Source organism: Pelagirhabdus alkalitolerans (assembly GCF_900096905.1).
GTDB lineage: Bacteria > Bacillota > Bacilli > Bacillales > Amphibacillaceae > Pelagirhabdus > Pelagirhabdus alkalitolerans.
Window position 1 is genome coordinate 165,394 of sequence record NZ_FMYI01000004.1, and the last position, 14,228, is coordinate 179,621.

Annotated in this window: 9 protein-coding genes; 3 read left to right on the top strand and 6 right to left on the bottom strand. The window is 36.8% G+C overall.

Features of this window, described 5'->3' with window-relative positions:
- Positions 1 to 28: 28 nt before the first annotated feature.
- From BLR62_RS06960 to BLR62_RS06970, 3 genes are read right to left on the bottom strand one after another with little or no spacing between them, the layout of a single operon-like run.
- Positions 29 to 2,242, bottom strand: a complete 2,214-nt coding sequence (locus BLR62_RS06960; RefSeq protein ID WP_090795156.1) for a DUF4129 domain-containing transglutaminase family protein — start codon at positions 2,240 to 2,242, stop codon at positions 29 to 31.
- Complete coding sequence (locus tag BLR62_RS06965; protein ID WP_090795159.1) at positions 2,242 to 3,492, bottom strand: DUF58 domain-containing protein; 1,251 nt, start codon at positions 3,490 to 3,492, stop codon at positions 2,242 to 2,244. Before BLR62_RS06965 ends, BLR62_RS06960 begins: the two co-directional genes overlap by 1 nt.
- Positions 3,493 to 3,494: 2 nt before the next feature.
- Entirely contained in the window at positions 3,495 to 4,442 is a 948-nt protein-coding gene (locus BLR62_RS06970; protein ID WP_425438867.1) for an AAA family ATPase, read from the bottom strand.
- Positions 4,443 to 4,633: 191 nt separating this feature from the next.
- On the opposite strand from BLR62_RS06970, the gene ytvA reads away from it, so the two are divergent.
- On the top strand, positions 4,634 to 5,410 hold the full coding sequence (gene ytvA, locus BLR62_RS06975; RefSeq protein ID WP_090795164.1) for a YtvA family blue-light photoreceptor: 777 nt from the start codon (positions 4,634 to 4,636) through the stop codon (positions 5,408 to 5,410).
- Between the two features lie 155 nt (positions 5,411 to 5,565).
- Entirely contained in the window at positions 5,566 to 7,305 is a 1,740-nt protein-coding gene (locus BLR62_RS06980; RefSeq protein WP_090795166.1) for a methyl-accepting chemotaxis protein, read from the top strand.
- Between the two features lie 60 nt (positions 7,306 to 7,365).
- Here the strand turns inward: BLR62_RS06980 and BLR62_RS06985 are convergent, their stop codons facing one another.
- Both BLR62_RS06985 and BLR62_RS06990 read right to left on the bottom strand, forming a co-directional pair.
- Positions 7,366 to 10,920, bottom strand: coding sequence for an MMPL family transporter (locus BLR62_RS06985; RefSeq protein ID WP_090795168.1), 3,555 nt, complete (start codon positions 10,918 to 10,920; stop codon positions 7,366 to 7,368).
- Positions 10,921 to 11,080: 160 nt separating this feature from the next.
- On the bottom strand, positions 11,081 to 11,767 hold the full coding sequence (locus BLR62_RS06990) for a BMQ_0737 family morphogenetic spore coat protein (protein ID WP_090795171.1): 687 nt from the start codon (positions 11,765 to 11,767) through the stop codon (positions 11,081 to 11,083).
- Positions 11,768 to 11,992: 225 nt separating this feature from the next.
- On the opposite strand from BLR62_RS06990, the gene BLR62_RS06995 reads away from it, so the two are divergent.
- Entirely contained in the window at positions 11,993 to 12,754 is a 762-nt protein-coding gene (locus tag BLR62_RS06995; RefSeq protein ID WP_218119765.1) for a hypothetical protein, read from the top strand.
- A gap of 86 nt (positions 12,755 to 12,840) precedes the next feature.
- On the opposite strand, the gene BLR62_RS07000 is transcribed toward BLR62_RS06995, so the two are convergent.
- Positions 12,841 to 14,211, bottom strand: a complete 1,371-nt coding sequence (locus tag BLR62_RS07000) for a TrkH family potassium uptake protein (RefSeq protein WP_090795176.1) — start codon at positions 14,209 to 14,211, stop codon at positions 12,841 to 12,843.
- Between the last annotated feature and the right edge of the window lie 17 nt (positions 14,212 to 14,228).

A 14,228-nucleotide genomic window follows, 5' to 3' on the forward strand; every position in this document is an offset into this window, starting at 1 on the left:
TTAATTCTAACAGGGCGATATGACGCGGTCAAGATAAGATTGCATCAATCATCGCTTGATAATGTTTCTGTAATTGTTCTGGGTTTTCAAGCGTTGTCTCCGCTCGATAGAGCAAGCGACCGTAATTTTCCGTCAGGGCTGTCATATCTCGAGCGTTTAATCGCTCATCTAAATCTTTTGCATAGGAGTGAAGGGTTTGACCAGTCAAACGTTTATACCCCATCTGATTCAATAATTTAAGCAACTGTTGATAAGCCTTATCAAAATCATCGACATGTTCAAGTGGTAAGTAACGCCAAATAAAATACTGTCGTAAGAGCCACTTCCATTTAAAGAAAAGCGCTAATATCAACACAGTTAGTAGGATAAATACATACGGCCAATAACCAAATCCATCATCTGTATCTGCTTCTGTTAATGGATCTGTTTCATCTTCTTCTAGCTCGTCTAGCTCTTCATCTGTCTCATCTTCATCTGTCTCTTGCTCATCTTCATCTGCTTCTTCGTCTTCTTCTAATTCAGACTCATCTTCTTCTGGTGTATCATCAAAATCATCTAGTGGATCATCACTAAGTTCATGTTCCATGTCTTCCCCACTAAATCCAATCGTCGGTTCAAATGGCACCCAGCCAACACCTGGTAAATAGGCTTCAACCCAAGAGTGAGCATTGTTATTTCTAACTTCATATCGGTCGACATCTTCATCAACAGATTCTATGACGTCACCACTTGTAAATCCTTGTGCCCAACGTGCTGGTATACCTAGTGCTCTAAGCATGACAACCATTGACGTTGAATAATTATCACAATACCCAGCTCGTGTCTCAAACAAGAACTGATCGACATAATCTTCATCATCTTCAGGTATAGGAATATCTTCTGTTTGATAGACGAAGTCTTCTTGTTCAAAGTAACGCTCAATTGCCATTGCCTCATCATACGGCGTCGTTTCATCTTCTACAATTTCATATGCTAGATCAATAACTCGCTCAGGTAGGTCCTCCGGGAGCTGTAAATAGCGGTCATCTACTTGTTCCATGCCGTCACGACTTGCTGATTGAAGAAGATCTTCCGTTAAATCAACTGAACGAACATTCATATCTAATTGACCATCAGTTAATGCTTGCTCCTCATTTTCTTGTTCCACAATATGTGCATAGGGATCATAGACAAATTCACTGTCTTCTTCAAATGAAAGATCATATAGTCCATACGGATAAACAACGCGGTCAAAATCGATCGTGTCTTGATAGAAAACAGAAGCCTCTTGCCAACTACGTTCAACAGAAGAAGTGTTGTGATCTAAGTCACCTGAAGTTAGCGGTTGAAAGTTTAAATCAATTGATTGTTCCCAACCTGCACCTGTATACGTATCTTTAGTTTCAATTCGCCAATAATGATTCGACGTTGTTTCCGTTTCAAAGATGACCGTGTCATCATCTGAAAAGCCACCACCAAGTTGAGAGCTATCTTCACCGTACCCAACACGTCCTTGGTCACCATTTGTGAATTGCTCAGCTGTACTCGTTATAAATGGAACAGGATCACGCCAAACCGGTTCTTGTTTTGGCGCTTGATAACTAAAGAATAAAACGAAAGCTGTAATGATGCTAAGTGGAAAGAGCAATCGTTCAAACCAACTTGAAAAATTAATAATTAATTGATGCCTGTCACGATTTTTAACGTATGTGTTAAACGTCAGGGTTAAAAGACTTAAAATGACGAGTCTTATAATCGCATCATTTGCCTCATATGCAGTGAACGTATCCATAATCGCAACAAAAACAATCGTCAATGCAACAAAGACAAAAACCCTCTTCATCGTAATCAACCAAAAATAAAGGAGATAACTCAGTAATGCGATTAGTAAGAAAAGCAACAACGTTTGAAAAAACGCTGTTAAATCATGCCACTGTCTATCCATTAATGCTTGGAAGTTAATCGACCATTCATCACTAATAAATTGCCGGGATGATTCAGAAAAAAGAGACTCTGGTAGAAATATGTGGTTTAAAATAAGGATTAAGCTCGATGCTTTGATTAAAAAAGACCAAACCATGTTTAATCTTAAAAAGCTAATTAAAAAACATAGCACAGCATATACAATAAACCATTCAAAGTACGTATAATCGACTAATAAATGAATCGGTCTTAACCACTCAAGTGCAAGTAAAAAACCTAGTATATAGACGCTTAATCTCACAAAATTGACAGCTGTTCGATCTGTACGATGGTGAGTCATTAAATACTCACCTCCCAATTAGGCTTTGTGATCATCGTTTCATTAATGGACAGAATGCGAACGCCGAATGCTTGTAGCTTTCTGGCAATTTCTTTTTCTCCCTCAGTCTGATGATCAGTTGATTTCATCCAGTAAACAGTCATTTTAATTTGTTTGAATAGCATTCTTTCAACAAATTGGAGCAGCTCTTTTGTTAAATAATCAGTCAACATAATAATGAAACGTGCATCTTTCCAATCGGCCTGTACTTTTTGAAACGATTCCTGTAATTGATCAGTGTTAATCGACTTCAAATGAATGAGAGCTTCAGTAAATGAACCACTTTGATGTCCGTCAATGGATTGAAATGTTTGTAACGGATATGACATGAGATAAAAAGATGCATTCACTTGTTTTTCGTAAAAACGTTCTTTCATCCCTTTAATAAAAGCAATATTGAGCTCTAATGTTTTAGACGAAGTCATGGGTAAAAGAGCCACAATTCCATCAATGCTTTGTTCTTGCTCAAATTCTTTTGTCATTAACGTTTCTCGCTTAGCTGTTTGTTTCCAGTTGATAGATGCAATACGATCACCCGGTACATACTCGCGCACGCCTGATACAATCTGTGATTGACTGGATGGTTTTAAAGTAATTAGTTCATCGCCTTCTTTTTCATTTTGATCACGTTCCTTTACGACAACAGGTCCTGATTTTGGTGCAACAACCATCGATTCATCTAGGTTAATAACCTTTGATTTCGATATGAAGCCAAAAGCATCACTTACTGTTAGTGTAACAGCATGAAATGAATGCACACCTCTTGGAACATATTTAATCTGATAATCAATCGATAAATGACGTTTAAATAAAGGGTGTCTTACTTCCTTAATATCTTTTACTTGCGTCATTTGTTCGGGATTGGTCAACATTTGGGCGTAATCATGGGCTAAATATTTTGCATTGATTGATTTTGGTAGCGCATCACGCACAAAAAGATAAGGGACTAAGAGAGGAAATCGTCGCTTGATCGAAAGTCGAATCGTTACGAAGTCCCCTGCTTCAATTGCTCCGTCTGGTATTATTCGCTTAACCTTCCAATCATTTATCGGATAAAAAATAAATACGACATAATAAAGAAGAAATGGTAATGCAGCGTAAAATAAAAACCAGCTGACAAAACCACCTTGAAACATCGCGTAACTATACAATAACGCAAACAAAAAGACGATCTGACTTAATTTAGCAAATGTACAGAAAAAGCGAAACATGATTACAACCCTTTCCGAGTCGGGACATCGATGGATTCAATCGCTGATTGAATAATAGCCTCAGGTTGGACAGATTGATATTTCGCTTCGTGCCCTAACATCAGTCGGTGACTGAGAACAAAATTTGCTAAGTAGATCACATCATCTGGTAACACATAGTCGCGTCCCTTTATATATGCATAAGCTTTTGCTGCCCGCATCAAACTAATCGCACCACGTGGGCTAACCCCTAGGCGAACACGTTTATCTTCTCGCGTTTTTCGCACGAGTTTTACAATGTATTGCTGTACAGATTCTTCAATATGAACCGTATCCACTTCTTTTTGCATCATTTTCACGTCATCACGGTTCATAACAGATGCTAAAGTTTCAATCGGATGTGTTGATTTGGTGACACCTAACATCATTAACTCTTCATCTTCTGTCGGATAACCCATTTTTAATTTAATCATAAAACGATCAAGTTGAGCTTCGGGTAACGGATAGGTTCCTTCATATTCCACTGGGTTTTGTGTTGCCATCACTAGAAAAGGTTGATCAATCGTCACCGTCTCACCATCGACTGTTACTTTTGATTCTTCCATCGCTTCAAGCAATGCTGATTGTGTTTTTGGTGACGTTCGATTAATTTCATCTGCTAAAATAATATCGCCAACAATCGGTCCTTTACGATATTCAAATGTTTGTTTTTGAGGATGATAGATCGAAACCCCCGTAACATCGGAAGGTAGTAAGTCTGGTGTGAACTGGATCCGGTTAAACTCACAACCTAAAGATTTAGATAGTGTTCGGACGAGCATCGTTTTACCAACACCAGGAACATCTTCAAGTAATACATGCCCTCTAGCCAATAAAGCCGTTAAACTTAAATTAACAACATCATCTTTACCAATAATGACACGTTCTATATTTTCTAATACTTGTTGAATTTTTTGATTTGATTCCGTCATCATCTATACTTCCTCTCAGTAATTAATACATATCATCATGTCTTCTCTCTACTATACTATAATTTTTGAAGATAAAATTAAACTATAATCAACTATTCATCTCAACTTCATGCAAAATAAGGAAAAATAATGTAAACGATTGATTTATTTCATAGATCATGACATAATTTTATCCATAAGGAGTGAATAACGTGTTAAACGATCAAAATTTACATTTATTTAAGCATGCCCTAAACCATACAAACGTTGGCTTAATTATAACTGACCCTGACCTTGATGATCATCCGATCATTTATGTTAATCATGGATTTGAAAAAATGACTGGCTATCAATCTGAGGAAATCATCGGACAAAATTGCCGGTTCTTACAAGGTGAACATACAGACCCATCTGTCATTAAAGCCATTCGTGATGCCGTTGATAATCAAACTTCAATCACAGTTCAAGTTTATAACTACACAAAGCAAGGTCATGGTTTTTGGAACGAACTGACGATTGATCCTATGTGGATCGAAGAGAATAACCAAGATAAATTATACTTTATCGGTGTCCAAAAAGACGTAACAGATTTAAAGGAAAAAGAACGTCTATTAAAAAATGCACTCGATGAAATGGAGCAACTATCAACACCAATTGTACCGATCAATGATCAAATCTCTGTGTTGCCTTTAATTGGATCTATAACCCAAACACGCTTAGAGCAATTAACTCAATCGATCTCTACATACTTGTCGCGGTCAAAAGACGACTATTTAATTCTTGATTTATCCGGGTTATTTGAAGTGGATACTTATGTTGCTGCCTCGTTAATTAAGTTGCACGACTTAACGAATTTAATTGGTACACAACTCGTCTTAACAGGCATTCGTCCTGAGTTAGCTATTAAAACAATGGATATTGGCGATCATTTGAAAAACCTTAATACATTCTTAACCGTTCAAGAAGCCATTAAAGCTCTAAAAGGATAAGAAAAATTCACATGTACTAGATTAGAATGACCTCGGATTGATCTCAGGTCATTCTTTTTTTAAAATTTTTGTCGAAAAATCATAAATAGAGGTTTGATATGAATCTGTTAGGGGGTATTACATGACAGTCAGTGAAATTTTGAGGAGGACATATTATGATACTTAAGAAAATAGATTGGTATAATACGAGTGGAATTGTAGGACTTCTTATATTTGGAAGTACGATTTTTATTGAATCCGTTAGCCAATCATTTATGATCAGCGTTGTTGCATTCTTATTAATTCTTATTACATTATTTGGTCAATACCGATTCAAGAAGATACACAATCATTTAGTTTCAGGTGTTAAGAAAATTATACTAAGTGATTACGGTATAATCGACCAGGCTATTCAATCCACTTATCATATGGATGAAACTATCGAGAGCAATCAACTCACATCACGAGAAGACTTAATTCAGATCATTAAGCAAACATTACAAGAAAATAGTAGTTTTTTAGGGACATGGGTAGCTTATGAGCCGAATGCCTTTGATCAAAACGATGCATCTTTTAAAAACCAAGCACATTACGATCAAACAGGGCGTATGATTGCTTATGCAGTTCGGACAAAAAACGGAATGTCAGTTGAAAACTTGCCGAATATTGATCAAGAAGACTTTTACACAATACCTAAAGCTGATAATCAACTAACCGTAATTGATCCTTTTACTTACACAGTAAATGGCGAAGAGACATTAATGACAACAATCGCTACCCCTATAAAACAAGACGGGAAAATTATTGGTGTAACGGGTATCGATATCAAACTTCGTTCAGCAAAGGAAATAGAACGCAGTTTAATTAACTTTGATGGCGCAAAAGATGACATTGATATGGATAATGTGCTCCATAGCTTAAACAAAAAAGGTCAAGCCGGTAAAGAATCCGCACAAGTTATTCGTGCGATTAAACAAGATTACGATGAGATTATTCGATTGTTTGAATCAACTGTCGATAATATTTCAGAAAATGCCGCGACATTTAATAATATCACGACACGTGCGAATGAAGCGTCTAACGAAGTGACAAACGCACTAGATGAAATTGCTCGCGGGGCAACTGATCAAGCCAATGATACAGAAAATGGCTCTCATCAAATGGAATCATTAGGTGCGATTATCGAAGAAGATCAAGGAAAAATTCAAAACTTATCTGCACACATCAAAACAATATCTGAACTGACAACGGAGTCTCATGAAACATTCGATCAATTAGTTCAACAAAACGAAGAGACTGTTCATGCGATGAATGATATGACATCGAATTTATCCGAGACCGTTTCAAGTACTGATAAAATCAAAAAAGCAAGTGAAGAAATTAATAACATTGCCGAACAGACGAATTTGCTTGCGCTTAATGCTTCGATTGAAGCAGCTCGTGCTGGAGAATCAGGAAAAGGGTTCGCAGTTGTGGCTGATGAAATTCGTAAACTCGCTGAAAATGCTAAAACATTCTCAGAACAAATTGATGGCGATATTAATGAACTCGATCAACGATCAACGGAGTCTTATCAATCGATGAATCAATTAACAGAAACCATCGACACACAATCCGATCAAATAAAAGAAACAGGTTCACGATTTAATCAAATTAGTGATACGATTGAGCGTATTCGTGAGCGCATTGAACAAATCCAAGTCTCTGGAACGAAGATGACTGAGAAAAAAGAAGAGCTCCTTAGTGTCATTCAATCCCTTGCTGCTATTGCAGAAGAAAACGCAGCAAGCTCAGAAGAGGTTTCCGCTTCAATGGACACACTTACTGAAACGATTGATCAAAGTTCAAAAGGATCTGCCAAACTCGAACAAATGGTCGATTCATTAAAAGAAACGATTGAACGAATCAAATCATAGTTACGAAAAGAAGTCACCTGCGCTATTAAATGCACAGGTGACTTCTTTTCGTTTATCATATCATCGTTTAAAAGGCCACCAATTATAAGAGCCAATCCATTTGAACATAATCGGTACAAAAAGCGGTAGCATAATCAATGTGTAGAATATGATTCCCGCAATCACAATCGTACTGACTTGCATTAACGTTAATACACCTGATGGATATAAGGATGCAAATGTCCCGCCTAGAATAACTCCTGCAGATAACACAGTGCTTCCTACTTTTTGCATCGTTGTTAAAATCAACTCATCAAACGACGTTTCATCCCCTGTTAGATCATCACTTAATCGACCTAATAAGAAAATCGAATAATCAACGCCTAAAGCCATTAGTAAAACAAATGCGAAGAATGGCGTCGCCCACATAAGCCCATCGTAATCTAACCAATTGACAAAAATTAACTCAGTAATCGACATCGCACATATATACGTAATGATAAGAGAACCAATGACATAAATCGGCATAATTAATGATTTAAATAAAATCGTTAAGGCAATGAAAATACCAACTAGCATGACAGCTGCTGTAAAGATAAAATCAGAGTCTGATACATCACGCAAGTCACGATTATTACTCGTAATCCCTTCAAATGCCAGATCCGTATCTTCTAAAAACGTGTCTTGTAGTGAAAAGTAGGTCATCTCTTCAATCTCATCAAGCGTATCAAATGCTTCATCACTATATGGGTTAACTGTTAACCCTATTTCAACAAACGCCACACGCATTTCACTAGGCGTTGTATACTGTTCCCATACTTGTTCAAACTCCTCTGATTCTATGAGGTCACGCATGAAGATTAATCCGCCTAATGGATGACCAGATTTTTCAATGATGTCATCTAACGTTTCAATGGCTTCATCTAAACCATCATCAATTTCAAGCGTGCCATCCCTCATTTCATCTACACTGGTAATCAATAGTTCTAACATCGTTTCGACTTGATCGAATTCACCTGCAAAATCGGACAGCCCTTGCTCAATTTCGCCTAGACCGTCATCTAACTCACTAAGAGCTTCGCTTAGCTCATAAATACCTTCAACTGCTTCACTTAGGCCTTCCATAATTTCTTCTGTACCTGCTTGCATCTCTCTGATACCAGACTGTAATTCATTAATAGCCATATCTATTTGTTCAAACACGTCAAATAGTTCATTTTCTCGTTCAGTAATCTCTTGTAAGACTTCTTCAAATGCTTCTAACTCTTCGATCGCTTCTGATAATTCCTGATCAATTTCGTCTGCATCAAATTGTTGTTCAAGCGATTCAAGCGTCTCAATTACGTCATCGACCATCTCTATTGATTCGATTAAACCGGGCAGTTCCTCATCCAGTGACTCAAACGCATCATCCATGGTACCTTGAATATCCTCACTCATTTCAATGGCTTCAGCCAATTGTTCACGTGACTCACTCAACACTTGATCTAATTCTTCAATGAGTTCAAAATCTTCATCTGTTACTTCGTCAATTGGAAAGCCTAAGATTGACTCAAGGAGCTCTAATACTTCATCTTCATTAAGCTCATCCAATTCCGCTTGGAATGTCGCTAATAATACATCAACGGATTCCAGTGATTCGATGAATTCATCAAATGCTTCGTCAATCTCCTCTGACTCATCTGACAATTCTTGAATCAATATTAACACGTCTAAAAATTGTTCCGATCCCTCATTTAGATCATTCAACAACTCATCACCGATAACAGATTGTTCATTAAAAGTTGAAACAACGTCATTTAATTGTTCTAACCCATCAATCAGTCGTGATAAGTCTTCAACGTAACCATCTGACTCATCAAAGAACGTTTGTAATCGTTCTTCAAGCTCACCTGGCACCTCACTAAATGCCTCAAGTTCATCCAGCATTTCATTTTGCCCTGTGATTAACTCTTCTAATCCAGATTCACCTTCTTCCAAACCTTCAGCTAATTCCATTAAATTTTGATCGATCTCATTTACCCCATCACGCGACTCTTCGACACCATTTAATAGTTCATAAATGCCTTCTTCAGCCTCTTCCAGTGTCGGTTCTTGGTTTTCCAACTCGGTTAATAATTCGAGCTGACCTTCCTCTAACTCTGAAAGACCACCTGATACTTCTTCTAATCCGTCTCTCAATTCTTCAGCTAGATAAGAGACAGTCGCTTCTTCTAGAACCTCTCCTTCTGGCCTTGAGATCGTTCGCACTTCATCCACATTATCGATTTTTTCTAAATTTAAACTTAACAACTCTAAATAAGGAATGGCTTGTACGTCATACCAAGATCCTTCATTACTCTCGATCACGAGTGTCGTGAAGAATAAGTCACCTTCTCCAAATGCCTCATCAACTAAGTCATACCCTTGTACGGAATCAAATGATGGATCAATTTCATCCAAATTATCAAATGAGCGAGATTGATCATACATCAATGCTAAAGGAATTGTCGCAATGAGAATAAGGATAATCGCATACTTTGTTTTATAAAGAGCAAAGTACCCTAGTTTACCCCAAAGCCAATTATTCGGTTCTTTTACCTTTTGCTGTGAAGGCCAAAAAATCCGATTCCCTAGTACTTGGAATATAAATGGGAACAACATCCAAATCGCTAAAATGACAAAAATAACACTAAACGTGACACCAACAGCTGATCGATACAAATCAAAATTAGCAAGGCCAATTGCCGCAAAACCTATAAAACCGGTCATGGCACTATATAATACTGAATTTCTAGCACCTTTCATCGTGCTCTTCATCGCAAGGCGCTGATTCGGTTCATGAATTGCTTCCTCTTGAAAACGTTGCATCACTAGAATACAGTAATCTGTCCCAACACCAAAGACGACAATTAATATAAACACTTCGGTAAATTGTGAAACTGGAAAACCGAATCGATCAATTAGAACAGACACCAATGAAACAGATATCACATAAACCGTTCCAAGCATTAATAGAGGGATAAAAGGAGCAACAGGAGATTTAAAGATGATAGCAAGTACAACAAATACGAGGATAACAGTTATAATCGTTGAACGATCTAATCCTTCTTCTGTCGTCACAAGAACGTCTTCATTAATAGCAATTTCACCCGTCTGATAGTGATTCATCCCATCAACGGCCATTTCATCATCAATCAGACCACGCACATCTGCATATTCATTCGATTCAATATTCGATTGTAAAACAACAACTAGTACGTCCTCATCCTCGCTTAATAATCGATCTTCCGCTTCTTCACCATCAAACGGTGACATCACATCATATAAATTCAGATCAGATTCATACCGAATCGACTCCGCACGTTCTTCGATTTGGTCTTTTTCATCATCAGTAAAGCTTGACTCATTTTCATTTTGATACACCACAATAATTTCATGACCCGTAAATCCATCATCTCGCTCAATAATATCATCAACAGCCTCTGAGGGATAACCTTCTGGTGCACTCGGCATCCCTTCTTCATGAACAAATTGAGAAATATCAGGAGACACCATAAATAGTGCAACAACTGCTATAACCCATATGATTGGATTAACATGTACAAATCCGACTGACTTGAAATTGTGCCTCCACTGCGATAAACGCTTTATCATAAACTCACCTTACTTTTTAATACTTAAGAGCAAAATATTCTTTTTGTCTGAAATTAATTTTACCTTATTCTTCTAATGGACTCAATTAATACACAATGGTTTCAATTTCACACAAAAACGAGCTGCTTTCAATCTTATGAAAACAGCTCATTCTAACCACTTATTTTTTAGTCGGACATGGTTTAGCATTACCAGGAAAAACAGTCGGACATTGTTGAGGAACAATAGGTGTTTGGCATTCGTCTATAGCTAATAAATCACGTGGTTCACAAAAACTGGCTTCTAATTCTAACGTTACATCTGCAACTGCTTGAACACTTTGGCATACATTTAAAGTAAGATCAACACTTTCTAATTCTGTATTGTCACAGTTTACTGTCGCACTACACGTGACTTCTGAAATCCGAACAACAAGCCGCGTACCTTCTGGCGCACACAGGTATACAGATTCTGGTATCTCAATTTCAATAGGATCTGATAACTCCAAGAATGGTGTGACACCGTCAAAACCTGTGAACTCAACAACTAATGATAATGTCTTCTCAAAGCTAACACGTTGTAATTCAACTTCTTGACCATCAATTAAAAAATCGCGATCTTGTCTCTCTGCTGTTTCAGTGACTTCTATTTCTGCATTTTGAGGTAGTGGATTACCGGTAAGAGGATCGATGAGATAACATCGTGTTGATAAATCACTAACAGTCGGACCACAAGGATCAATCGTAAGAGCTCCTATATCTTCTGCTGATACATTTTGATTAACTGTTTCTTGTAGAACAACCCAATCGTAAACTTTTTCCGCATTAAAACAAAGTAATTCTTTATTATTATTCAGTGAACGTGCCAAGGTATACTCTACTCCTTTACTCATTATTTATAATTCATTATCAAAGTATGTTCATAATCATTTTTTGTTCTATGCGACTACCCTATTTCAATCAATTTAAATTAAAAAGGCGATTGTACTTAGTCACATCCTAGAAAGAAACACCTAAATTGAAAACAGTCATATATTAAATCTATATAAATATTGAGGTGAATGATGGTGGTGAGTTCAACAAACGATCGGCTGATGCCAACAAAGAACGATCAACCCTTAACCAATTCTATGACAAAAAGACAGCTCATTCATGCCTATCAATTACTGAAGTATCAGTACCATTCTGTCTCTAATAATTTAAGGCATCAAATTGAAGAAAATAAACAACTAGTTGAACAATTAAATTATCATCGCAATAAAATAAATAGTATAAAAAAGCGACTTGAAGAAAAAGAAAAAATATTAAATCAAATGACAGACAAAACCAATTTATTAAACACTGCGCTTATTAAACATACAGAAGATTGCCAAAGCCTTGTTAGTATGTTGTCTCAGCTTAAACTTATTTCTCATTCAGAGGAGGTGGAATATAATATGTCTAAAATACTTTCAACTAAAGAAGATCCAAACATATCAAAAACACCAGAAGTAGAATCTGATGAACATAAAATTGAAGACCATCCTGCACCCAATCCCTTTACCTTTCAAGATCTTAAATCTTATAAAAGTGTGACTTTACTTCCTATAAAGAACGAAAAGAAAAATATAAATTTCTCACCTTACCTCTATGAACGGAGAAAACATCTTATAAAACAACTTAAAAACAGAAAACCGAAAAACGATGTAGACACACGTACTGAAAGTCAAACACAAACCTCCGAACAATCAACAGTTTCTGACACATCACCAGAAAAGAACCTTGATGATATTAATGAACCTGTCAATTTAACTACAGAACAAACAGAATCAACCTCTACAGTAGTCGACAAAATTAAAAATTTATTTAAATTATAAAAGCGAATAGCCTAACACCAATAGAAGCATCTTCCATGGTTGTTAGGCTATTATATACACTTATTTATTTTTGTCTTAAATCTCTGTTACCCTATAATCATTTTGGCTTTTGGATATTTATATAGATCCTTGTTCGGCTTACCACGTATTATAAACAGGAATGAGAAGATACCAATCCGTCCAACAAACATCATCACCATAATGATTAGTTTACCAATATTGGATAGATCTTCTGTGATCCCTAAACTTAAACCGGTTGTTCCAAAGGCAGAGAAGACTTCAAACATAATTTCAATATGTGAGAATGGCTCTGTAATCGACAAGGCTAAAATCGCTGCTAAACACAACATAAACGCAGTTACCGATACAATATATGAACGCGTAATATCTTCACGGTCTATTTCACGTTTAAACACTTTAATGGATTGGTGTCCTTTCGCATAATGGAAAATCGAAAGCAGCATAATCGCAAAAGTGGTGGTTCGTATCCCACCACCAACACTACTTGGTGAGGCCCCAATAAACATTAAAAATGATAATACAATTAACGTTGGCTCTGTGAACTGTGTCATTTCCATTGTCGCTAGACCACCATTTCGGGTCGTAATCGACTGAAACAAGCTATAAAATAGAGATTCATGCCAACTGCTATCTACTAAGAAATGGTTTCGTTCTAATAAGAAAATCATGACAGCACCAAACAGAGCGAGTAAGAAGAATGTTGTTGTTGTTAACTTAGCAAATGTACTAAAGCGTTGTTCGGCTCTTCTGTTCTTACGGAAGCCGAAAATAATGTGTTGTACCTCGATCAACACTGGGAATCCAATCGCCCCTAAAACAAGTAAAATCATATTAACTGTCTGAACATAATAATCACCAGCAAAAGGAATTAACGATTGTCCTGTAATATCAAAACCTGCATTTGTCGTCGCACTAACCGCTGCGAAGAAACCCTGTGTCCATGCTTCTTGCCATGTGTCAAAATAATTAAGATAATGAACACTTAGTAAAACCATGCCGATCATTTCGATGATAATTACTGTTTGTAAAATTTTTAACATCAAGCGAACTAATCCTGATAAAGTGGAACGGTTTTGATCGACTGAAATGAGTTGACGACCTCTTAAACCAATTCGCTTACCTAACAATATATAGATAGTCGTCCCTAACGTCATGATCCCAATACCACCAAATTGCAAAATAAATGCTAATGCAAAGTACCCAGCTGTATTAAAGGTTAATTCAGTTGGGACGACCGTTAAACCCGTAACACTAATCGCACTAATGGCTGTAAATAACCGATCAATAAGCGGAAATTCTATTCCTGTCTGATGGAAGACAGGCACACTAATAATCAATGTTGCCAATATAATTGCTGATAAATAAAACAGTACAATGAGTTGGACTGTTGATAAATGTTTAAGCACTCTGTTGAACTGTTTTCTTTCTGTCCGCATATATCACACCATACCTT